Here is a 23,564-nt window from a genome sequence, read left to right on the forward strand (position 1 = left end):
TTAAATAGAAAGCGGCAATTGCGATGCTTGTAGCCAATATTGAATAATTAACTCAACTTTTTCCTCAAGCACTGTATACTCAATGGGCTTGGTGAGGTAGCTGTTGGCACCCAGGCGGTAGCACTCTTCCACATCGCGGTGGTTCGCCGAGGTGGTGAACACGATAACCGGGATAGAAAGCAGGCGCGGATCGTGCTTGAGCACATCCAGCACCGTGCGGCCGTCGGTGCCGGGCATGTTCAGATCGAGCAGAATGAAGGCGGGCAGATGGGAAGGCCAGTCGGGGTGCTGTCCATAGCCCTGCAGATATTCCAGGGCCTGGTCACCATCTTCGCAGCGCAACAGTTGGTTGGGTAGCGCATGTTTCCGAAAAGCCCGCCCCAGCGCCGTAAAATCTTCCAGACTATCTTCCACCACAAGGATGGGATTTACGAAGGACGTTTTCATAGAGCTTTGGGAAGGGAAAAATAAAACGTAGCGCCTTTTCCAAGTACGGATTCCACCCACAGTTTGCCGCCGTGTTTCTCAATCATTTTTTTGGCAATGGCCAAACCGGCCCCCGTGCCGCCGCCATACTTATCCTGCGCGTGCAGGCGCTTGAAGATCTTAAAGATGTTTTCGTGGTGTTTAGGGTCGATGCCGATACCCTGGTCGCGCACGAAGAACACATCAAACTGCTCCGGTGCCGGGAAGTTTGGAAGGGTGTCAGACGCCATACCGATGGTTATGTACTTTTCCGAGTCGTTGCTATAGCGCATGGCGTTGGTAATCAGATTGTTGAAAACCTCGCCAAGGCGTATAGGGTCGGCTAGTACGGTGGGCAACGCATCCGCCACCACCACGGTAGTATGGGTTTGCTCCAGGCGGGGGGCCAGCAGCTCCAATACGCCCGTCACCAGCTCATTCATATTGGTGGGAACCAAGGTAAGGTCTAGGCGTCCTACCCGCGAGATTTGCAACAGCGACTCAATCAGGGCCTCCATGCGCTGGCTGAGCCGCACGAGCGTCTGCAGCTTGCTGACGCCCTCGGCGTCGAGGCGGTCGGCGTAGTCTTCAAGCAGGAAGATGGAATAGTTGTGAATACCCCGCAGCGGCTCCTTCAGATCGTGCGAGGCCACGTAGGCAAAGGAGTCCAGCTCGTCGTTGCTGCGTTCCAGCTCGGCATTGAGGCGGCTGAGACTAGTGGCACGGGCTTGCAGCTCGTTGAAAATCTTGAGGCGGATATCGGCAATATGCAGGCGAATTTCCTGAGCAGCTTCTATTTCCAGCGGCTGCCAGGCGGCGGCCGTGTTTTCTACCGTCTGCTTCCAGGCCTCAAATGACTGCCGAGGCGACAGAAAAATCTGGCCGTCTGCTTTGGTCTCCACCTTCTGCGTACGCCCGGCCCACGTAACGGTCTGGAGCTGCTCGGGCCGAAACCACAGGATGTAGTCGTTGGTTTCCTGGGCCAGCGTAATGGCCAGAATGCCGCTGGCGGTGGCCCTGATGGCTACCCCAGCCGGGTTGAGTCGGGCGTAGGAATCGGTATAGAAGACATCCTCGGTCGCATGCTGGTGCAGCCACGCTACCACATCCTGTATCTGATCGGGGGTAGGCGTAGTGCCCAGCGTAAGTAGCTCGCCTTCGAAACAGATGGCCGCGCCACTGCACGCAAACACATCCAGCAGCGTGGTAGGATGCTGATACAGGCCAGCTACAAAATTGGCCGAGCTGTTCATCTGATCAAACAGCCGCGTCTGGGTTTTCTGAATGTGCAGCTGGTAAACGTGCAGGTCTTGCTGCTCCTTGGTTGGCAGCAGGGCCGAGAAGGTTTTGCCGATAAACAGGCACAGCTCCCGCAGCTCGTAGCTCACTAGCAGGGGCGTGAGATGATGGCAGGTAATCATGCCCCAGAGCTTGCCTTCCCGAATGACGGAAATGGTCATGGTAGCGGCCGAGCCCATATTGTGCAGGTACTCCAGGTGGATGGGCGATACGCTGCGCAGCACGGCATACGTCATGTCGGGGGGGCGACCCGTGGTAGGGTTGCGCACCGGTACCAGCGCGGCTGGCCGATAGGAGGCATCCGGAATAAAGCGCAGCCAGTTTTTGAGGTACATGGCCCGCGCCTGCTGCGGAATATCGGTGGCGGGGTAGTGCAGGCCCAACCACGGGTCTAGGTCGGGGCGCTTGGCTTCGGCCACTACCTCGCCGCTTTCATCGGCCGCAAAGCGGTACATGGCCACCCGGTCGAACCCCGTGATGCTGCGCACCTGCTCCACGGCGTGCTGGCAAAAGTCGAGCACGGTAGTAGCGCTCAGCATTTGGCTGAGGACAGTGTTCAACGTGCCCAGGTCTACCACGCTGGGGTCGTTGGAGGCTACCGGCTCAAACTCCGCCCACAGCAGCCCATCGTAGCGGTGCACAATGAGCTTGTAGAAGGGCTGATTGGGGGTGTGGTGCAACTGCACGCCCAATAGTCGGGGCGCTTCCGTGAGGGTAGGCCAAAGGGCATGCAGCTCTGCCAGGTGCGTGGGAGGTAGCAACTGCTCCAGCCCTGCGCCTACCAGCTCGTTGGCCGGAATGCCCAGCAGGGCCTGCGTGTTTTCGCTGGCCTGCACCACGCGTTGGGTGCGCTCATCGAGACACAGCAGAAACCCATACGGCTGCACCGCGCCCGGAATATGAATCGGCTCCCGGTCGCAGTTGGTGAGGGTCGTCGGCATGTCCGACAGTAGCTCGCTGGTGTGGCTTACGGTTGGTTGATCCACGCGTGTAGGGTTTGAAAAGTAAGCACGGCCGACTGCACCACTTCGGTCTGTTCCTCGGGTGGGGCTGCTGCCGTCAGCAACTGACAAAAACTTTTCCACATTGGCCCTGTGCGCTCCGCGTAGCCAGTGAAGTAGGCTTGCAGCGGAATATCGGCCTTGGCCAGCTGCCGCCGAATCACTTGGCCGCCCAGGGTAGAGCCTTCCAGCACATACATAGCGCCCAGGAGCTGGGCGCGCGTGTGCAGCGGCGGCAGGGTAGGGCAAAGCGGCGGCACCGATGCATCATTGGTATGCGACAGATCCTCCAGAATCAGGTGGGCGCGGTAGCGCTGGTCGAGCTGCCACTCCGGCCCAAACGCGGCGGCGTGCGTCCGCAAATGGGTTTCGTAGGGCTGCAAAAAACCATACAGCCGGCGCAGAAAATGCGCAGTAGCCGCCTGCGAAACCGTTCCTGCCATCAACTCCTGATTGAACGTGTTCTGCTCCAGCGCATCGTGGTAGGGCCGGGTTTCGGTACGCAATCGGGACAAAATAACAGGCGGCTCGGCAGTAGCGGACATAAGTGGACAGTGGAAAAAGAACAGTAAAAGTAACCTCTCTGGTGCGAAGTTGCGCGTGGGGGCGCTGCAAGTTGTCAGGAAGGCTACGTGGTCCTTGGCGTAGCCTTCCTGCTACCTCCCCTATGCTTCCGGCTGAAACTGGGCCTGGTAGTCGTCGGCAAACTGCTGGATGGTGTGGGGCGCGCGGCCAAGGAGAGCTGCTCCCTCATGGCTGATAGCGGCGGCGTGCCCGGCGCGGTAGTCGGCATACAGGGCCAATAGCTCCTCTACCCGCTCGGCGGGTAGCTCCTGCATGGCCGCACGGGCAGCTTCCTCCGCAACCGGTACATACGTCACCTCCCGGCCCGTAGCCTGGCTAAGCGCTTCGGCTACCTGCTGGCCGCTGAGAGCCGCCGGGCCCGTGAGGTGGTAGGCCTGGCCGGCGTGGGCAGCAGGGTCGGCGGTGAGCAGGGTAGCCGCGGCGGCAGCAATATCGCGCACGTCAATATAGGCCACCTGGGCATCGGAAAGAGGTAGGTAGAACTTACCTTCGTCGCGGATGGTGGCGCAGTGTTGGTGCACAAAGTTTTGCATAAAGCCCTCGGGGCGCAGCGTGGCATATGTGAGGCCACTATCGGCTACCAACTGCTCTATTTCGCGGTGGCGCTGGTCGATTGTGATGTGTGCGTCGCGGCCAGCCCCAGCGGCCGAGAGCTGCACCAACTGCCGTACACCGACCTGCTTAGCCACCTCTACTAAGGAGCGAGAAAGTTCTATTTGGTCGGGGGTAGGAGGCGGCAGCAGAAACACGCGCTCGACTCCGGTAAGGGCCACAGCCAGTGTTTCGGGCTTGCGGTAATCTATTTCCACCAGCTGCACATCGGGGTTGAGGTGTTTCAGCCGGTCGCCTTTAATGATAGAGTGTACGCCCGCCCGAACCGTAACGCCGCGGTTGGCCAGCGCTTTCACCAGCTCTGCGCCCACGGTGCCCGTAGCGCCAGTTACCAGAATGGTAGATGCCATAATATAGAAGTTGTGAGTTGCGAGTTTGTGGGGTTGTGAATGAAAACGGTTGTTATCTGAGTGGGCAGCGAAATCCCTTCTCCCATCAGCATGATGCGCGTACCAACGACTTTTCTACTGAGGTAAGATCCTTCGCAGATTCAGGACGACAAACGTCTTCTGTCTTGCCAACGCATGCCTATTTCTTACGGCAACCGGCCCAAAACAGCCATATCGGCGCAGGACCACCTACCGCTGCGTGACCTGGTAGAGTCGGCCTTTCTCGCTGCTAATGATGAAATCATGTGGGTTGATAAACGAAAGACCTTCTACCTGACTGTCGGTGGGTAGGCGCAGCATGTGCTTGGCCCCGTCGAAGAGGCGCTTGCCAGGCTCGCGCCGGAACAGGTACACGCGTCCGCGGCCTAGCAGAGCCACCGTGCGGCCATCGGGGCTGAGGTCGGCGGCCGTAATCCAGGTGTCGAGCAGCAGGCTGTCAGCCAGGCGAGCTACGTATGTGCCCGGCCGGGCCGGCAATACGTACTGCTTCACCCACAAGTCTTCGGGGCTGCGGTTTTTGGTGAATAGATACAGACTATCCTGCGAGTAGAAAAAGGCCTCACAGTCAAAATTGCGCCGGCTTTTTTTGGGCGGAAAGGCCCGCTGATCGGGGTAGGCAAACCGGATGGTATCGATGCGCTGGAAGGCCGGGCCGCTGAGACGGTAGATGGCCAGGTTGCGGCGCTTGTTCTGGTTGTTGCCAAAGTCGCCCAGGTAAAGGCGGTGCTCGTCGTCGTGGGTCAAGTCTTCCCAGTCGATGTTGGTAAGAGGGGCCAGGTCAATGGTTTTCAGCAGGTCACCCTGGCGGGTAATCTGGTAGAGGCGGGAGCTGTTGCCGCCGTCGCTGTGCGTCCACAGGTCGCCTACCTTGTTGGCTGGCGCCAGGCCCGAGTTTTCCGTCACTTTGCTTTTCGGCAGCCGCCCTACCTGCTTGATATCATACTGCCGGCTCACATCTACAAAGTCGCCGCGGGTCGACTTATCGGCGCAGCCACCTAGTAGCAGCGCGCACCCCACCAGCAAGGCACAAATAGTACGAAGCAAAAAGTTGGAAGCTGAAGGCATAGGCTAGTTGCCGGGCATACGTAGCCGCTGCCGCTGCCGTTGCGGAGGCTTGCAGAGCTGAAACCGTGTCGTCTTCATGAAAAACACAGCTTCTCGAGAAATATCTTACCTAAAATCCCGCCTATGTTTCCTTGCCTATCTGCTATGCGTTTTCTTTTGCTATTGTTATTCAGCTTAACGGCTCTGCCAGGTGCATACGCGCAAACCGCCTACTCCCCGGCCGATAGCAGCACCGCGTGGCGGCCGGCTCGTGCGTTGCGCGTAGCTGTGCCCCTCACGCTGCTGGCCGTGGCCTACGCGGGCAAAAACGAAAACGTGGTAGACGAGTGGAAGGAGCACGTACGCGATGAAACCCGTGAAGCGTTTCCGCGCTTCCACACCAAAATAGACGACTACACGCGCCGCGCGTCGCTGTGGGGCGCCTACGGGCTAATGGTGGTGGGCGTGCATGGCGAGCGGGGCGCGGTGGCTTTCACCCTCAACTATGCCCTGGCCCACGCAGTCAGCTCCACAGTAGTGTCCAAGCTCAAGCACTACACCCACGAGCAGCGCCCCGACGTAGCTGGCGACTTCAGCTCCTTTCCCTCCGCCCATACCGCCGACGCCTTCCTGACGGCTACGCTGCTGCACGAGCAGTTTGGCAAAGAGCATCCCTGGGTTAGTGTGGCGGGGTATACCGTGGCCACGGCCACCGGCGCCATGCGCGTACTCAACGACCGGCACTGGGCATCCGATGTACTTGCCGGGGCCAGCATCGGGTTTTTGTCGGCTGAAATGGTATGGCGGCTCTACCCGCACCTGGCGCGGCTGGTACCAGGCAAGGTAGGCGGCTGGCTGACCGTGGTACCCGCCTACGCCCCCGGCCAAACATTGGGCCTGGTGGCAGTGCTGCGTCCCGGCAGCGCTACCTCTCAGAGCCGCAGATAGGGTAGGAGCTTTTCGTACGTGGCCTCATCCAGAATACGAATCTGGCGCAGGTCGGTGGCTTGGCGGAAGGGGCCGTGCTGCTGGCGGTAGGCCACCACTACCCGCGCCAGCCGCTTGCCTACGTAGGGGTGCGCCTGCAACAGCTCGAAGGGGGCATTGTTGACATCTATGGGGGTAGGGGCGAAGCTGCCCGTCACGAAGGTGTACTTGCGCAGGCTGTCCACCAGGTCGGGCGCGTCGCGCAGGCTGTAGATTTCAGCCAATTGCCCGGCCCGCACAAAACCGCCCAGCCGCGCCCGGTACTCCACCACCCGCGCCGATAGTCCCCGCCCGATGCCCCGAATCTGCATCAGCTGTGTAGTGTCGGCCGCGTTCAGGTCGAAGGCTGCCAAGTGGGTAGGCTTGCGCGGAAACTTGCTGGCGGGGTAGGGCGCCCTGTCTGTGAACTTCTGGTTAAATGGTCGTTCCTGTCGAGCATAAGCCGTGCGGGCGGGCATCGTTTCGGGTAGCTGCATATAGGGCGCTAGCCGCTGATACACCGAGTCGGGTAGGCCGTAGGTGCGCCGAATCTGCTCTTTGGCCTTAAAGCCGCCTATCACGTCGCGGAAGTGTACCAGGCGCTCGGCCAGAAAGTGGCGCAGGCCGCGGGCTTCCCAGTCGCGGGCCGTTAGGGCATTAGGGTCGAAAGGCGTCAGTGCTACCTGGGGCACCGCGGGGTAGCGACTGGGGTAGGCGCGCCGAGCGTAGCGTGCGGCATCGGGTTGGCGCCGGGCGGCCAGCTCGGTAGCCAGTTGGTTGAGCTGGCGCTGGTCGGCGGCTGGATTGTAGCGGGGTAGGGCCGGGCGCAATAGCGCAGGCACAAACAGCCACGCCAGCAGTAAAAGCAGAAGCACCAAAAAGCCGGAGGTTTCGCGGCGCGAAAAACCAAAGTAGCGCCGCATGAGGGTAGGCAGTCCGGCAGCGCGGTTGCGCGGGGTAGGGGCGGGGGTGCGGGTAGGCATAAATACGATGACGAAACGATAGCGCGTAGCAGAAATAACCTGGGCAAACAATACAGGAAACGTGCCACAGCCAAGCAGATACGCCGCCGAAACTAGGCTCTGGGGTTGCCTCTACGCCCCCGCTGCCGTATCATTACTGCTTCTACCGATATTCCTATGCCGGAGCCACCCTCCGGCCATTGTCTGCTATGAGCCAGCCCGCTACCCGCACTACCGATTTCCTCGACCAGCTCACGGCCGATCTGCGCGCTTTGCAGGCCACCGTGGCGCAGGACTTTCGTCCCCTCACCGACGACCAGCTGAACCGTCGGCCGGGACCGGGCAAGTGGAGTGTGGGGCAGTGCCTGGAGCACCTCAACATCATTGGCGGCCTCTACCTACCCCTGATAGCGCGCAAACTGCAACAGGCCCAGACTCGCAGCTCCCGCCCCGCCGATACTGTGAAGCGCGGCCTGCTTGGGCGCCGCCTGACCGACGCCATGCGCGTGCCGGCCAGCGAAAAAGCCACCAAATCGCCCCAGCAATACGCCCCCAGTGGCTCGCGCCTGCCGCGCACAGTGGTGGAGGTGTTCAACCGGCAAGCCGACGAGCTGATAGGACTGCTACAACAGGCGCGCAGTGTCAACATCAACACCATCCGCATTCCCAACGTGGTGGTGCCGCTGCTGCGCATGCGCCTCACCGACCAGCTGGAGCTGCTGGTGGTGCACGCCCAGCGCCATATTGCCCAGGCCGAGCGGGTGTTGGAAGGCGGGAAATAGGGACACCTGCAAAGCTCCCTTCGTTGCCGAAAATGAGCGTAAGGAAAGTTTGATGCGTGGCCGATGGCGAGGGGCTGTGCCCCGTGCCGACTAGTAGCAGGCCTCTGGCCTGCATTCGTCCGCGCCATTTGAACAGGCAAACTGTTCTGTCGGGAAAGCCAGAGGCCTGCTACTAGTCGGCACGGGGCACAGCCCCGCGCCATTGGCCCTCCCCAAAAGAAAAATGGTAGCGCCGTATGGAATCTGAACAGGTTCTGCATCTGAAATGCATAAACTTGTTCCGCTTTCCGTTGTCTTCCCATGCGCTACTTTCTGCTGCTCACGCTTGGCCTGTTGCTGATGTTTACTGCCGGCTCCTCCACCCTCACGTCGCTCCCCGATGGTCCTAACCCGAAAAGATGGAAGCAGATTGATGCTCTCCTGAAGAAAGACCAAACCGCCTCGGCCGGCAAGCTCGTCGAGGAAATCTATCAGCAGGCCCGCCGCCAGCAAGACACACCCGAGTACCTGCGCGCCCTGCTCTACAAGCTGCGCCTTCTGGAAGAAAAAGAGGAAGACGCTGATGAAAAGGCTATTGCCTTAATCGAAAAAGACCTGCGAACGGCTACGTTTCCGGGGCGGCCGATTCTACATAGTCTGCTGGCTCAGCTCTACACCCGTTACTACCAGCAGCACCGCTACCAGCTCTACGACCGCACGCCCGGCGCGGCCCAAGCCAACGACAGCCTCGCCACCTGGGACGCCGCTCACCTCGGCGCTGCCATCGTCAAGCACTACCAAGCCTCTATTGCAGACGAATCCCAGCGCCAGCAGCAGTTGCAGCTCGCCAGGCTCGGCTACGCCATCCGTGGCGGCGATGCCGAAGGCCGCGCCCTGCGCCCTACCCTCTACGACCTGTTAGCCCACCGCGCCCTCGCTGGTCTCGGCAACGACGAGTTCTACGTGACGCGCCCCGCTGAGCAGTTCGAGCTAAAGAACTCTGCGTTGTTTGGCCCCGCCGCCGACTTTGCCCGCTTACCCCTGCAAGCCCCTCCTGCCGACTCGCTCAACGGGCAATTTCATGCGCTACGGGTGTGGCAGCAGCTTACCCAATTCCGCCTTACGGATACGAAGAACCCGGCCGCCCTGGCTGATGTGGATTTGCAACGCCTGCGCTTTGTGTGGCAGCACGCCACGTTTGCTGACAAGGGCTCGCTCTACCGCACCGCCCTACTGCGCGGCGCCGAAACCTACCGCGCCCTACCCATCAGCACGGAGTTTCTGGTAGCAGCAGCCGACAACCTGGAGGAAAGCCAACCGACCCAAGCCCGCAAACTAGCGTTGCAGGCCGAAAAGCAGTTTCCGAAGTCGCGCGGGGGGCAGCTGGCGCGGGCGTTGCGGCAGCGTATCGAGCAAGTGACGGTCGGCTTCACAACGGAAGAAGTGGTGTTGCCCAACCAACCCTGGCTGCTGAAGCTGGACGTGCGCAACACCCAGCGCCTCTACGCCACCGCTTACCGGGTGAGTAGTGCCTACAACCTGCGCCTGACGGAGCCGAACGATTCAGACGAAGGGTTCAACTTCCAGAAAACTTTTGCTCGCGCCCTGGCCAGCAAGCCCGCCGCTACCTGGACGCTCGACCTGCCTACCCCCGCCGACTACCGCGCCCATACTGTGCAGCACGCCGGCCCTGCCTTGCCGCTGGGGCACTATATCATCCTGCTCAGTACCGCCCCCGAGAACCCGGCCCAGAAACGGTCGGGCGTGGTAACGACCCATGCTTACTTGAGTGTGAGTGAACTGAGCCAGGTGCACCGCAACACGGCGTCGGGAATGGAGGTGTTGGTACTGCATCGCCAGATCGGCGAGGCACTGCCTGGCGTGCGGGTGCTACCCCTGTTTCAGTATTATAGTCAAAAGGAAGAAGCATACAAGCAGCGGCGTGGCGCGCCTTTACTCACCGGCACAGAAGGAGCAGCTCAGATTTCAATGGGCATGAAAACCGGCGACAACAGCCAAATACATGGTGTTTTTCTCACGCGTGGCACCGATTCATTGCTGGTAGAAAATCTGAACGGCTATTTCCAGCCGCGCCGCGCCAATACACGCGAAGCAGAGAAACCGCAACGCCGCACCTTCCTTTACACCGACCGCGCCATTTATCGGCCGGGCCAAACGCTCTACTTTAAAGGCATCCTGACGGAAAGCCGCGCCGGTATAAACCACTTGCTAACGGGCCAGCCCGTAACTGTGCGCCTGCGCGACGTGAACGGCCAGACCGTACAAACGCTCAACTTTACCACCTCCGATTTTGGCTCCTTCCACGGCTCGGTGGTGTTACCTACCGGCCTACTCAACGGCGAAATGGCCTTGGAAACCGACCACGGCAGCGTGGGCTTTGCGGTGGAAGATTACAAGCGCCCTACCTTCCAGGTGACGTTTGCGCCGGTGCAGGGCACGCCTGTTCTGGGGCAACAAGTAGCCGTGCGTGGCACGGCCACCGCCTACGCCGGCCAGGCCATTGATGGAGCTACGGTGCAGTACCGCGTGGTGCGGCGCACGGTGTGGCCACTGTTTGGCCGCGGTTACGGCCGACCCATCTACCCCGGTGGTGGCGAGGACGTAGAAATTAGCAACGGCACCGCTCAAACCGATTCTGCAGGTGGTTTTGTGGTGACCTTCACGGCGAAAGGCGAGGCACCGGGCAGCAACCACCGCGGCCCCTGGCAGCCTGGCTACGTGTTCACCATTACGGCCGACGTGACCGACGCGGCTGGTGAAACCCGCACCGGCGAGCAAACCCTGAGCTTGGGCACCAACGCCCTCACGCTACGCCTGGAAGTGCCCGAGCTGCTGAACCGCGAAGATCTGCCTACGATTCAACTGCTCAGCACCAATGCTACCGGCGAGGCGCTGGCAGCTCGCGGCACGCTGCGCCTCTACCGCCTCACGTCGCCTACCCGTGCCCTGCGCCCTCGCGCCTGGGAGCGGCCCGAGCGTGAAGCCCTGAGCCGCGAGGAGTTCAAACAGAAATTCCCGCTCGACGCCTACGCCCAGGAAGACAACGACAGCACCTGGGCCCGCACGCTGGTGGCTACCCAAGAGTTTACCACCGAGCAAAGCCCGCTTCTGCCTGCACTGGCCGCCGAGCTGGCCCGGCAGCAACCTGGCCGCTACCTGCTGCAAGCCACTGCTACCCCCACTACCGAAGCCAAGGCCGCGGCCGCTACCACCGAGCAGTTCTTTACGCTATTTTCGGCCCAGAGCGCGGCCCTACCCGTGCCTACCCTAGACTGGTTTGTGCCGCTGCAAGACAGCGTGGCACCCGGCCAGCCAGTCCGGTTCCTGGTAGGCAGCTCTGAGGCCGGGGCGCGCATTCTGCTCGAAGCCGAAGCCAAGGGCGAAACCCTGCGCCACGAGTGGCTGGCGCTGCCCGCCGGCGGGCAGCGGGTAGTGGAAGTACCAACCACTGCCGCGCTGGAAGGCGCGCCGCTCTATTTGCACCTCACGCAGGTGCGCGACAATCGCCTCTACCAGCACAACGCCACCGTGCAGGTTGTCACGCCGCCTGCGCCGCTGCGCATCAGCCTCGCCACGTTCCGCGACAAGCTCCAACCCGGCCAGAAGGAAACTTGGCGCGTCACGATTCACAACGCCGACGGCAAACCGGCGAAGGCAGAATTGCTTGCCTCGCTCTACGACAAGTCGTTGGATGTGTTCCGGATGCACTCGTTTATGGAGCTGGATTTCCCAAAACCTTACTATCAGGCTGTGTTGGCTTGGAATGGTCGGTTTGGGACGACGAATGGAAGTGAACTGTTTGAAGATCGTGAGGAGGTAAGCGACGCTCCTGCTTTATTCTATCCGCATTTAACTTGGTGGGGCTACTCGCTTGGCGATGAGGAAAGTGCCAATGACTACTTGTTAGCGCCGCGGAATGGGAAAGTGAAGTTTACGCCTCCTGTTGTGAAGCGTGATAAGGAAGTGATGAGAATAGCAAGCGGAGCACAGACGATGAGTCTTGGTGTAGCTCGAGGCACTGCTGCGGAATCCTCTATACCGCCTCCACCTGTGGTTTCTGCGCCTAGGGTCATGGCTGATTCTCAAGAACTCAATAGGATGGTCACCGTTGGCTACGGAACACCGAAACAACCAGCCCCCGACCTATCCACCGTCCCTACCCGCTCTGACTTCCGCGAAACCGCCTTCTGGCTGCCCGACCTGCGCACCAACGACAAAGGCAAAACCGTACTGGAGTTTCAGATGCCAGAAGCCGTGACGCGCTGGCAGCTCCTGACCCTGGCCCACGACCAGCAGCTGCACACCAGCATGCTGACTCGCACCCTCGTCACGCAGAAACAACTCCAAGTAACCACCAACGCCCCGCGCTTCTTCCGCCAGGGCGACCAGCTCACGCTATCGGCCAAAATCAGCAACCTGAACGCGCAGGCGACAAGCGGCAACGCCCAGCTGTTTCTACTGGATGCCCGCACCCAGCAGCCACTGAAGGAACTGATTGTAAGCCAGGCGCAGCAGCCGTTCAGCCTGAACGGCAACGCCAGCACGGCCCTCAACTGGAACATCATCATTCCCGAAACCGCTGAAGGCCAAGTACCGCTAGAGGCCATTACCTACCGGGTGGTAGCGCAGGGAGAAGTAAAAATTGAGCGCAAGGCTCGCAAAAGAGCCAAAAGCCAGCAAATCGTATCCGACGGCGAGGAAAACACGCTGCCGGTGCTGCCCAACCGCTTGCTCATCACCGAGAGCCTGTCGCTGCCGATAGCGGGCGCGGGCACCAAAACGTTTGACTTGCAAAAGCTGACGAGCACCACGTCGCCTACCCGGCGCAATTACTCGCTGACGCTGGAAATGACGCAAAACCCGGCCTGGTACGCCGTACAGGCGCTGCCCTACCTCATGGAGTACCCCTACGAGTGCTCGGAACAGGTATTCAGTCGCCTCTACGCCAACTTGCTGGCGGCTAGTATTCTGAAGCAGAATCCGCGCATCAAGCCGGTGCTGGCCGAGTGGCAGCGCGCTGCCCAGAGCGGCGACAAACAGGCCCTCACCAGCAAGCTCGAACAAAATCAGGAGTTGAAAGCTCTGCTACTGCAAGAAACGCCCTGGGTGCGTGACGCCCAGACCGACACCGAGCGCATGCGCCGCCTCGCCGAGCTGTTCGATGAGCCCCGCCTGCAAGCCGAAACCACCCGCGCCCTAGCCAAATTGGCCCAGATGCAGCTACCAGATGGCGCCTTCCCGTGGTTCGAGCAGATGCCCGCCGACCGCTACATCACCCAGCTCGTAGTGGCCGGTTTTGGCAAACTGCGCAAGTTGAACGCTTTCGACGCTACGCAGAATCCGCAGGCGCAGCAGGTGCTGAGCCAGGCGCTGGCCTACCTCGATGGGCAGTTGCAGAGGGATTACACCGACCTGCATAAGCAGAAAAACGTCAACCTAAAAGAAAACCACCTGAGCCCTACCCAGGTGCAGGCGCTATACGCCCGCAGCTTCTGGTCGAAACCAGTTGTGGCCAATGCCGTCCAACCGGCTGCTACCTATTACCAAAGTCAGCTAGCTACCTATTGGCCCCAGCAAAACCGCTACCTGCAAGGCTTGGCGGCCCTCACGCTGCACCGCACTGGCAATCTGAAAACGGCCCAGCAGGTGATGACGGCCTTGACCGAAAACGCCCTGCACTCGCCCGAGCTGGGCATGTACTGGAAAGACGTGCGCGCTGGCTACTACTGGCAACAAGCCCCCACAGAAACGCAAGCCGCTCTCATTGAAGCCTACGACGAGGTGGCCCAGAATCAGCAAGCCGTAGATGAGATGAAGCTCTGGCTGCTCAAGCAAAAGCAAACCCGCAACTGGGAAAGCACCCGCGCCACCGCCGATGCCTGCTACGCCCTGCTGCTGCGCGGCTCCGACTGGCTCACACCTACCCAACCCATTCAGGTGACGGTAGGCGGCGAGCCGGTGACGCCCAACAAGCTGGAAGCCGGCACCGGCTACTTCAAAAACACGTGGCTGGGCACAGAGGTGAAGCCCGCGCAGGGCCGCGTCAGTGTAACCAAGCTCGATGCCGGGGTGGCTTGGGGGGCGCTCTATTGGCAATATTTTGAGCAGGTGGATAAGATTACGTCCGCTGCCACCGGCCTGCAGCTCACGCGCCAGCTGTTCCGGGAGCAGCGCACGGCCGGTGGGCCAGTGCTAGAGCCCCTCACCGCCGCTACGCCCCTGCGGGTAGGCGACGTGCTGGTGGTGCGCCTGGTGCTACGCTCCGACCGCGACCTGGAATACGTGCACCTGAAAGACCAGCGCGCCGCTGGTCTGGAGCTAATCAACCAGATTTCGGGCTACCAGTATCAGTCGGGGTTGGGCTACTATGAGAATCCGCGCGATGCGGCTACCAACTTTTTTATCAGCTATTTCCCCAAGGGTACGCACACCTTCGAATACCGTTTGCGGGCCGCGCAAGCCGGTAATTTCTCGGGCGGTTTATCGCAGTTGCAGTGCCTGTATGCTCCGGAATTTTCGGCCCACTCGGCAGGGCAACGGGTACAGATTACCGCACAACGGTAGGCTGCTAAATAGGTAGAATAGGGGGTAATAAGTTGAGGATGAAAGCTGTGCTTAGGGTAGGGAGAAGGTGCCTGGCAGGGTTTTGGGTTGTGCGGGGAGCCATTCCGTTTTAATTTTGTAGCTTCTTAGGATTTCAAAAGTGATGTTGATGAATAAAATCCTGATGCTTGCCGGATTGCTGCTGTGCAGCGCACCGGTATTAGCACAAAGCCCCACGAAAACAACGCCGGCCCCTGCGCCGGAAGGAAAAGTTGCCGTTCCCGTGTCGCCGGTGCTACCGGGCGAAGAAAGTCTGACAGCCCGCGAGCGGGTGGAGCGCGATATGCTGATGCCTACCCGCCGGAGCCGCGCTGCTGCTTTGCAGACCGCCGAGGAAGTCGAGGAAACCACCACTACGACGCCCGAGGTTCACGGCCCGGCTGTACCAGAAGCGGTTCCCACTGCGCCCGCGCCAGAAGCTAAGCCTGCCGCCCCCGTGCGCCGCACCACCTACCACCGGCGCCGCAGCAGTTCGGCGCACCGCAGCACTGCCCGCAAAAAAACTACAGCCCGCAAACCGGTGACCCGTCATACCACCACGCGCAGGCGGCGATAATACTGTCGCACCAAATAGGATAGAAACAAATAAGGACGAGCCACAATGGCTCGTCCTTATTTGTTTTATGGAGGTAGAATACCTACGCGTCCTGGGGCATGAGACGCACCACGAGGCCATCGAGGCGGGGCGTGATGCGGATTTGGCACGACAGGCGGCTGGCATCCGTCAGCACGGGTAGGGATTCCAGCATGTACATTTCGTCGTCGCTGGGCTCTTGGAGGGAAGGGCCGGCCAGAACCTCCACGTGGCAGGTGCCGCATAGGGCCATGCCCCCGCACGTGGCCTGAATGTCGTAGCCCGAGGCCTTCATTACCTCCATCAGGCTCAGGCCCATGTCAGTAGGGGCAACAATCTCGGTGCGCTGGCCGGGGGCATCTTCCACATATACCCGGACTTCGGTGGCGTCTAAACTCATAGGTAGGGCGTCGGTTGTAAAACAGAGGGTAGGGAGCGGCTACGAAACGGCTGCCGCTCTGCAAAGGTAACAGCGGGCGGCAGGTAGTGCCTACGTTGCCGTGTGCCCTATCCGCCGCCCGCCGCGAGTTTAACAGTTTAGCCGAAATTATTCGTTGGTGGCTAGCGGCCTAGAGGGTAGGCACGCCATTCACGGTGGTGTACTTCAGCACATATTTTTTGTCGGGGTAGATGTGCTTGTAGGCGCCCTGGGCCATCAGGGCTGCTTCGTGGAAGCCGCACAAAATCAGCTTCAGTTTGCCAGGGTAGGTGTTGATGTCGCCGATGGCGAAGATGCCGGGCACGTTGGTGGAGTAGTCCAGCGTGTCCACTTTCACGGCGTTGTCCTCAATCTCCAAGCCCCACTCGCCAATAGGACCGAGCTTGGGCGTGAGACCGAACAGGGGCACAAAGGCATCTACTGATACTTGCTCTGGTTCGCCGTTGTTGCCGGTGATGGTCACGTGGGAGAGTGTGCCATTGCCGTGCACGTGGGTCACGTTGCTGCTTAGCACCAGTCGTACTTTGCCAGCTTCGTGCAGGTTCTTCACTTTTTCAGCCGAGTCGGCGGCGCCGCGGAAGGTCGTGCCGCGGTGCACGAGCGTTACTTCCTTGGCCACATCGGCCAGGAAGATGGTCCAGTCGAGGGCGGAGTCGCCACCGCCGGCAATCACCAGGCGCTTGTCGCGGAAGTGTTCGGGGTCGCGCACCATATAGTACACACCTTTGCCACCCTCAAAGCTTTCCAGCGACTCTACGGCCGGTTTGCGCGGCTCAAATGAGCCCAGGCCGCCAGCAATGGCAATGGCCTTGCAGTGAATCTCGGTGCCATCGGTGGTAGTGAGCTGGAAGGAGCCGTCGTCGAGCTTCTCAAATTTCTCTACCCGCTCGCCCAGCGTAAAAGTGGGGTGGAAGGGCGCAATTTGCTCCATCAGATTCTGCACCAAATCACCAGCCAGCACTGAGGGAAAACCGGGAATATCGTAGATCGGCTTTTTAGGATAAATCTCGGAGAGCTGCCCGCCCACCTGGGGTAGGGCGTCTACTACGTGACAGCGCAACTTCAGCAAGCCCGCTTCAAATACAGCAAATAGCCCCACCGGGCCAGCGCCGATAATGCAGATATCGGTGGAAATAGAACTCATCGGGAACAGCGAAAATGAGAAAACAAACAGCGCCCACTCAGGACGTTATCTAAACAAACAGAAAGCGCAAATCGTTGACGGAAAACAGCGAAATGCCCAGGAAAAAACATGGGTACTACCGCGTTGCTACCCCCACTACGGCGTTGCGCCCACAAAGATAGCACCGCCCGCCTTACGCTTCAGCCGAAGCGGGCACCTTGGATGAAGTGGCATAGGCAGGGCGCACAGGACGCGCCACGCGGCGGCGCTCCACTAGCGTGCCCACAGTAGCGGGGCGGTGTTTGGTAGGCTGCTTACGACGCTTGCCCCACCAGATATAGAAACCCGTAACGGGTAGGGTAGCAATCAGCAGGCTGGCCAAGAAGGCGATGATCTTACCGGGCATTCCCAGTGCCGAGCCCACGTGAATATCGTAGTTCATCATCACTAGCAACTCGCCTTTGGGCTTATCACGGTAGGTTTCTACCTTCTCAAACTGCCCCGCCGCCGTGTAGGTGAGCTGGCCGGATTGGAAGCGCTTGTTGCCTAGCGCAGAGCGTAGCGTGATAGGTTGGTCCGGAGTGGGCTTGCCCGTCGAAATGGCTTTGGCCTGGGGTAGGCGCTGCCAGGCGTCGCGCAGAGCCGCGTCTACGGCTGTGAGGGGAGGTGCCAATTGGGCTGCGAGCGGGAGGTCAGGCTTAGCACCCTCTTTACCGCCTTTGCTACCCTTGCCGCCCCGGCCGCCGGGGAGTTCCGTCTGACCAGTGGCGAGGTAGGTGATGCCCTGCTTCACCCAGTTGAACGACCACGTGAGGCCCGTGAGGGCAATGATGAGGGCTACCAGCGCAAGATAGAAGCCCACCGTGTTGTGCAAATCGTAGTTGAGGCGTTTGCGGGTGGCATTCCACTTCACTGTGAAGCGCTGCTTGCGAGCGGCTTTGTTTTTGGGCCACCACAGCACCAACCCCGAGAGCAGCAGAAACACGAAGATGAGCGTGCTCCAGCCCACAATGTATTCGCCAGCCGTGCCCAGCCATAGGCCCCAGTGCAGCCACTTCACCACCTGGAAAAACTCATACTTATTGTCAAGTACGCCGTTTACCTGGCCGGTGTAGGGGTTCACGTACACCGTGCGGTGATACTCAATCATGTTCCCGAAGTACGGCTGCCCAGCATTGCCCTTGTAGGTCATAAACGTCCAGGCGCGGGTAGGGTCGGCGTAGGTGGTGCCGTTTTGCAAGGGCTTATCAGGCCCCAGCGCCTCCTGTGCTTTCGACCACACCACGCTCAGCGGCAGCGGCTGGGCCTGCGCCGGTGCTTCTACACGCACCAAATCTTGGTGCAGAACATCAAAAAGCTCTTTCTGAAATACGTAGATACAGCCGGTGAGAGCCACAATAAGCACGACTAGCCCAGACGAGAGTCCGAGCCAGAAGTGCAGCTTGCCGACGAGTTTTTTGAACGTCATGCGCTAAGGGGTTAGCGGTTAGAAATTATAACCAATGTTCAGGCGGAAATTGGTGGGTGCATCGGCCTGCCAGGAGTAGAAGGCGCCCGTGGTGGCCGTGCCCGCGTAGTAGCTGGCGCCGCTGTAGTTGTAGCGGTTGGTGAGGTTGTTCACGAGCAGATTCACGTTCATGCGCTCGTTCTGCCACGAGATGCCACCATCCAGCCGGAAGTAATTATCGGGCAGTAGCAGACCCACGCCACCCAGGCCGGCGTACCGGTCGAGCTGCCACTGGTAGCCTCCCGAAAGACCGAAACCGCGCAGGGCACCCTGCTGAAAGCGGTAGGTGAGCCAGCCGTTGTTGGTGTGCTTGGCTGCGCCACCCAGCTTGCGGCCTTGGTTGCTGGGCGCCACAATGTCGCCGGCGGTGTTGCGGCGCGGATTGTCCTTGGTCACTTCGGGGTCTAGGTAGGCGTAGTTCAACACCGCATTAAGGCCGGGCAGCAGCTCGCCGGTCAGGTCAACCTCAACGCCCCGCGAGCGAACTTCTCCCACCTGAATCTGCGAGTTGGGGTTGCGTTCCAGGTTTGCCCGGTTGTTGTCGGGTGCCAGCACATTGGTTTTGGTGATGTTGAAGGCCGTCACGGTCGACGAGAAACGACCACCCATCCAGTCGCGCTTCACGCCTACCTCGGCGTTGCGGCCGCGCTGCGGATCGAAGGGCACGTTGTTGATATCAACCCCCGCTACCGGGATAAACGACTGGTCATACAGAGCGTATACGGAAGTGCTGGGGGCCACCGTGGCGCTCAGGCCCACGCGGGGCGTTACCACATCATCCTGGGCGCGGGAGCGCACATTGTAGTTGTTGGAGTAGCGGGCGGCCAGCGTAAGGCGCAAGCGGTTGTCAAAGAAGCCCAGCTCATCTTGCACATAGGCGCCAGCATAGCGGATATATCCTTTGTTGGTGCCCCGGCGGCCCAGGCTCTGCGCCCGGTTGGGAGTGCCCAGGGTAGCAGGTGCCGAAGCGGGATATTGCGTGTAGGTAGGATCATCCAGGCGGCCGAGGTCAAGGGCCATCGTGCCGTAGCCAAGAAATTCGGCATCATACGATTTGTTCGATGCATCGAAGCCCACAATGATACGGTGCTGGACCGGGCCAGTCGTTACGTTGCCATTCACAAACACCTGGCCCAGCGTGCTGGTGTTGTCTACGTCGTAAGAGCTCACAGAGCGTTGCAGCACGTTCGGGCCAATCAGGCGCTTGGAGCGGGTAGGGGTAGCTACAAAGGAGCTATCAGCCACCCACGTTGACAGACCGCGCATTTTGTAGGAGAGGTAGGACACTTGGCCCGTTACCTTCCAATTATCATTGAATCGGTGCTCCACAGTGAGGAAGGAGCTATGGTCACTCACGTTCGATTTGCCCATCAGCGGGTCGTATATAGACACGTTGCGCGACACGGACTTGAAGCCGTCGGGCGAGAACAGGTAGTTGCCGGCTTGCGAAAACTGCGAGCGTTGGTAAGTATACTGCGCCGTGATAGTCGTGCGCTCGTCGAGCAAATAGCGCAAGGAGGGCGCCAGGGCCAGGCGGTTGTTGAACTCGTAGCCAGCGTAGGAGTCGCTGGTTTGGCCCATCAGGTTGAGACGGTACTGCAGCTTGCCGTCGTTGCTCAGCTTGCCGTCGATATCGGTGGTAGCACGGTAGGTACCAAAGCTGCCCAGTGTCAAACCCACCGACTTACGCCCCGTGCCGGTAGGCGTTTTGGTGACCACATTGTAGAAGCCGCCGGGCTCGGTATTGGCCATTAGGAATCCACCAGGACCCTTCACGAACTCAATCCTGTCCACAAACGACATATCCTCCATCAGCGGCCCGAAATAGTTGCCTACGTTCATGCCATTGCGCAGAGAGCCAAAGCCCGAGTTGAATCCACGAATCGTGATGCGGGCATACACGTTGTTCCAGTGGCCGGGGGCCACCACGCCACTCACGTTGCGCGTCACGCCTTCCGTGGGGTTGAAAATCTGCTGATCGGCCAGCAGCTTGCTGGTTACTACCTGAATGTTCTGCGGAGCCTCCAGCAATGGCTCGCCCAGCCGCAATGATTCTGAGGGTTTGTTGCGGTTGTAGCGGTCGTGCTCACCGGTTACTACCACCTCCTGTAAGCGTTGGTTTGATGGGTTCAGCACAAAGTTGGCTGTCACTGTCTGGTCAGCCGATACGGTTACCACGCGCTCCTGCGTCACGAAGCCTACCATGCGCACGCCTAGCGTATAGGTGCCGGGTACTACGTTCGCGAGCTGAAAATCGCCGTTGCCATCGGTGGCCATGCCCAGCGAAGTGCCTTTCAGACCAACCGAAACACCAGCCATGGGCTGTCCATTGCCATCTGTAATATGGCCCTGCACCATACCGGTCTGGGCGCTAGCGGCAAAACTGCAGCTAAGAAGAAAAAGGAAAACGCAGAAAGCGCGGTACAAGGAGGGAAGCGGTAAGCCCATAGATGAAACAGCAAGCAAATAATGCTGCAAAGCTACAAGCACATTTTATTTATTTATACTTAATCTAATTAAAATTAAGAAGTAATTCCGCAGTATGGTTCTATAGGGTTGATAAATAAGCCCCTACCATAAAGACTACTTTTCGTGAGATACAAGTAACGGCTAGTACCACGTATGGCCGTCGCGAAAGAAAAAGAATAGGCCACTGAGTTTATGAAGGACTGCTTCACGGGTTGGCGCCTCGTACGCAGAGCGGCAGCCTCGTCGCAGGACACCCCGTCCAGGAGGGACTTACTCGACTGCTTATCCACTGGATACAAGGCTACCCTCGCAGACAGTTTTATACGCGCCAGCTACTGCCAGAAGTAGCAGATATTGTGTGGCCAATTCGAGGGGATTTGCCTGAAACTATCTTATAATCATTTAATTATACTGTTGCGTTTCCTCGCGATTTCGCCTTATCTTGTACTGCCCTACTATATTATTTTCCCTATTATATTACTACCTCATGGAGCATGTGCCCCTCACTTCTGCGCCCCAGAGCGAGCAAGCCCGCTTGCAGGCGCTGCAACCCTACCAGCAGTTGAAAGCAACGCCGGACGCGGTTTTTGATGAGGTGGCGCATCTGATGGCTATACAGTTTGAGGTGCCTATCGTGTTTATTGCTCTTGTTGATGCGGAGGAGATATGGATTAAAGCAAACTCCGGTATGCCCCGGCCTAAGCGGGTGGCCCGGCAGGAAAGCGTTTGTGCCCGTGCTATCCTACGCGACGACATGATTATCTACAACGATCTGACGCGCGAAGAGCCCGAATTGGCACAATTGAAGCTGGTACGGGAGTACCAGATGCGTTTCTATGTTGCTCAGCCACTGCAAACGGAAGACGGACACAACATTGGTAGCCTATGCCTGATTGGGCGATACGAACGGGATTTCAGCATGCAGGAGCAACGCTGCTTACGGCTGCTGGCGCAGGTAGTAATGCAACCGCTACGCCTGCGGCTGTTGCTACCAGATGCACCGGGTAGTCCTTCAGCAAAATGGGCCGACCTGCGCGAACAACTAACTCAAGTGGCCATGCAGCTGGAGCAGGTAGTGCAGCCGATAGGAACAGAAGGCCAACGGATTTATGTGCCCTGGGAGAGAGGCCTGGTAGGCCTGCAGTACGATACGCTGCTCGAGAGTCTGCAGCGGCACGTGCAGCGCCTCACGGTGAGCAACGGGTGATGCTTGTTTCTAGAGTCAAAACAGAAATCATTACCTACATAACCGAAGGTGTGAGGCGGATGCTGTTTGTCGATACCTATACACGCGCAGAGTTAGGTGCCTCGTCCGCAACACAAGGTAGGTGGTGGAACGCCTCATAAAACACTTCTCTCTTTCTGTCGACTTTCTCTCAATAAAATAAGCCTTGCCCTGCGCAAGCCGGATAAACACGTTTTTGGAAAGGGCAGTGGGTAGGATCTGCGCACCAACTCTTTGTTGGCATCGACAGAATCTTGACAGAATTGCTCAGGTGATTTGCCTCCATCCTGCACTGCTGCGGAGAAACGAGCCATTGGGCGAACGTTTCGTCTGTTGCACCAAGCAGGTGGCAATTCATCCGATCATGATGCTACCTACCGTTTTTCCGTCTGTCTTGTGGACCGCAGCCTGGGCTGCGGTCCTCGCCGGCGGCCTGTCGAGCTGCCAATCGTCCGCCGCTGAAGTGAATGCCGTATCGGCACTGCCACCACCTGCCGTGCCCATAGCGCAACTCGATACCACTACTGCCCTCACATACCGGGAATATCCTACCGCCCTGCAAGGGCGCGTAAACGTAGACATCCGTCCCCAGGTAGAGGGCGTACTGGACCGGGTATTCGTAGACGAAGGCGCGGCCGTGCAGGCCGGCCAGTCCCTGTTCAAAATCAACGACCGTCTCTACCGTGAGCAATTGAATACGGCCCAGGCTGGCCTACACGCCGCCGAAGCCACGTTGACCAACGCGAAGCTAGAGGTCGACAAGTACGCCCCATTGGTGCAGAACAAGGTGGTGGCTCCCATTCAGCTGCAGACCGCGCAGGGCGCGTACCAGGCGGCACGGGCGGCGGTGGATCAGGCCCGTGCCAGCGTGGCAGCGGCCCGCCTTAACCTGGGCTATACCCTGATCAAAGCACCAGTAAGCGGCTTTGTAGGGCTGTTGCCGAAACGGGTAGGCAGCCTAGTCGGCCCCTCCGATGCCGAGCGCCTGACGCTGCTCTCCGACGTGCGCGAGGTTTACGCCTATTTCACGCTTAGTGAGCAGGACTTCTTAGCGTTCAAAACCGCGTACCCCGGTGCCACGCTGGCCGAGAAACTGCGCCGGCTGCCGCCCGTCACGCTGCTGCTGCCCGACGGCAGCACCTACCCGCAGCCGGGCCATGTAAACATAGTGGCCGGCCAAGTCGAGGCTGGTACCGGCGCCATCAGCTTGCGGGCTACCTTCCCGAACACCGGCGGGCTACTGCGTTCTGGCAACACGGGCCGCATTCGCCTTACCCGCCGCCACGCCGGCGCGCTACTTGTGCCTCAGGCAGCCACTTTAGAGGTGCAAGATAAAACCTTCGTGTACGTGCTCAGCGACAGCAACAAGGTCAGCCTGACTCCGGTGTCCATCTTGGACCGGAGCGAAACCAATTTCCTAGTGCAGGGCGTCGAGCGCGGCCAGCGCATTGTCACCAACGGCCTCGACCAGTTGCAGGACGGCGTCGTCGTCGCGCCAACGAAGTAACCCCGCACAGCT

16 protein-coding genes are annotated in these 23,564 nt (G+C 59.6%); 6 read left to right on the forward strand and 10 right to left on the reverse strand.

The features are described 5' to 3' along the window. From MUN82_RS00150 to MUN82_RS00170, 5 genes are all read right to left on the reverse strand, one after another. Window positions 1-447: a response regulator gene (locus tag MUN82_RS00150; protein WP_245093779.1), complete on the reverse strand. Its 447-nt coding sequence runs from the start codon at window positions 445-447 to the stop codon at window positions 1-3. Beyond that, window positions 444-2,750, reverse strand: coding sequence for an ATP-binding protein (locus MUN82_RS00155; RefSeq protein WP_245093781.1), 2,307 nt, complete (start codon window positions 2,748-2,750; stop codon window positions 444-446). Before MUN82_RS00155 ends, MUN82_RS00150 begins: the two co-directional genes overlap by 4 nt. Further along, the gene (locus MUN82_RS00160; RefSeq protein WP_245093783.1) at window positions 2,732-3,310 is read right to left on the reverse strand and encodes a biliverdin-producing heme oxygenase; all 579 of its coding nucleotides are present in this window, start codon (window positions 3,308-3,310) and stop codon (window positions 2,732-2,734) included. Before MUN82_RS00160 ends, MUN82_RS00155 begins: the two co-directional genes overlap by 19 nt. Window positions 3,311-3,430: 120 nt before the next feature. Next, window positions 3,431-4,312: an NmrA family NAD(P)-binding protein gene (locus MUN82_RS00165; RefSeq protein ID WP_245093785.1), complete on the reverse strand. Its 882-nt coding sequence runs from the start codon at window positions 4,310-4,312 to the stop codon at window positions 3,431-3,433. A gap of 228 nt (window positions 4,313-4,540) precedes the next feature. Then, complete coding sequence (locus MUN82_RS00170) at window positions 4,541-5,395, reverse strand: YjiK family protein (protein ID WP_245093787.1); 855 nt, start codon at window positions 5,393-5,395, stop codon at window positions 4,541-4,543. A 165-nt stretch (window positions 5,396-5,560) separates the two neighbouring features. Here MUN82_RS00170 and MUN82_RS00175 point away from each other — a divergent pair, with 165 nt between their 5' ends. Further along, window positions 5,561-6,343 carry a phosphatase PAP2 family protein gene (locus tag MUN82_RS00175; RefSeq protein WP_245093789.1) on the forward strand — a complete coding sequence of 261 codons (783 nt, stop codon included), beginning with the start codon at window positions 5,561-5,563 and terminating at the stop codon, window positions 6,341-6,343. Here MUN82_RS00175 and MUN82_RS00180 read toward each other — a convergent pair. After that, complete coding sequence (locus tag MUN82_RS00180; RefSeq protein WP_245093791.1) at window positions 6,328-7,344, reverse strand: ComEA family DNA-binding protein; 1,017 nt, start codon at window positions 7,342-7,344, stop codon at window positions 6,328-6,330. The two genes, MUN82_RS00175 and MUN82_RS00180, sit on opposite strands and share 16 nt — an antisense overlap. Window positions 7,345-7,532: 188 nt before the next feature. Here MUN82_RS00180 and MUN82_RS00185 point away from each other — a divergent pair, with 188 nt between their 5' ends. The 3 genes from MUN82_RS00185 to MUN82_RS00195 all read left to right on the forward strand — a co-directional run bounded on the left by MUN82_RS00185 (window position 7,533) and on the right by MUN82_RS00195 (window position 15,264). Further along, window positions 7,533-8,105 (forward strand): DinB family protein, encoded by a 573-nt coding sequence (locus MUN82_RS00185; protein WP_245097623.1) that lies wholly within the window; start codon window positions 7,533-7,535, stop codon window positions 8,103-8,105. 300 nt (window positions 8,106-8,405) lie between these two features. Continuing rightward, entirely contained in the window at window positions 8,406-14,669 is a 6,264-nt protein-coding gene (locus MUN82_RS00190; protein ID WP_245093793.1) for an alpha-2-macroglobulin family protein, read from the forward strand. Between the two features lie 148 nt (window positions 14,670-14,817). Continuing rightward, window positions 14,818-15,264, forward strand: a complete 447-nt coding sequence (locus tag MUN82_RS00195; RefSeq protein ID WP_245093795.1) for a hypothetical protein — start codon at window positions 14,818-14,820, stop codon at window positions 15,262-15,264. Between the two features lie 82 nt (window positions 15,265-15,346). Here MUN82_RS00195 and MUN82_RS00200 read toward each other — a convergent pair whose 3' ends face one another. The 4 genes from MUN82_RS00200 to MUN82_RS00215 all read right to left on the reverse strand — a co-directional run bounded on the left by MUN82_RS00200 (window position 15,347) and on the right by MUN82_RS00215 (window position 20,709). Then, on the reverse strand, window positions 15,347-15,682 hold the full coding sequence (locus MUN82_RS00200; protein WP_245093797.1) for a 2Fe-2S iron-sulfur cluster-binding protein: 336 nt from the start codon (window positions 15,680-15,682) through the stop codon (window positions 15,347-15,349). A 169-nt stretch (window positions 15,683-15,851) separates the two neighbouring features. Then, complete coding sequence (locus MUN82_RS00205; protein WP_245093799.1) at window positions 15,852-16,865, reverse strand: NAD(P)/FAD-dependent oxidoreductase; 1,014 nt, start codon at window positions 16,863-16,865, stop codon at window positions 15,852-15,854. 172 nt (window positions 16,866-17,037) lie between these two features. Continuing rightward, the gene (locus MUN82_RS00210) at window positions 17,038-18,312 is read right to left on the reverse strand and encodes a PepSY-associated TM helix domain-containing protein (RefSeq protein WP_245093801.1); all 1,275 of its coding nucleotides are present in this window, start codon (window positions 18,310-18,312) and stop codon (window positions 17,038-17,040) included. An 18-nt stretch (window positions 18,313-18,330) separates the two neighbouring features. Further along, the gene (locus MUN82_RS00215; protein WP_245093803.1) at window positions 18,331-20,709 is read right to left on the reverse strand and encodes a TonB-dependent receptor; all 2,379 of its coding nucleotides are present in this window, start codon (window positions 20,707-20,709) and stop codon (window positions 18,331-18,333) included. 607 nt (window positions 20,710-21,316) lie between these two features. On the opposite strand from MUN82_RS00215, the gene MUN82_RS00220 reads away from it, so the two are divergent. Both MUN82_RS00220 and MUN82_RS00225 read left to right on the forward strand, forming a co-directional pair. Further along, window positions 21,317-22,027 carry a GAF domain-containing protein gene (locus MUN82_RS00220; protein ID WP_245093805.1) on the forward strand — a complete coding sequence of 237 codons (711 nt, stop codon included), beginning with the start codon at window positions 21,317-21,319 and terminating at the stop codon, window positions 22,025-22,027. 382 nt (window positions 22,028-22,409) lie between these two features. Further along, window positions 22,410-23,552 carry an efflux RND transporter periplasmic adaptor subunit gene (locus MUN82_RS00225; RefSeq protein WP_245093807.1) on the forward strand — a complete coding sequence of 381 codons (1,143 nt, stop codon included), beginning with the start codon at window positions 22,410-22,412 and terminating at the stop codon, window positions 23,550-23,552. Window positions 23,553-23,564: the final 12 nt, after the last annotated feature.

This window comes from Hymenobacter aerilatus, from assembly GCF_022921095.1.
Taxonomy (GTDB): Bacteria; Bacteroidota; Bacteroidia; order Cytophagales; family Hymenobacteraceae; genus Hymenobacter; species Hymenobacter aerilatus.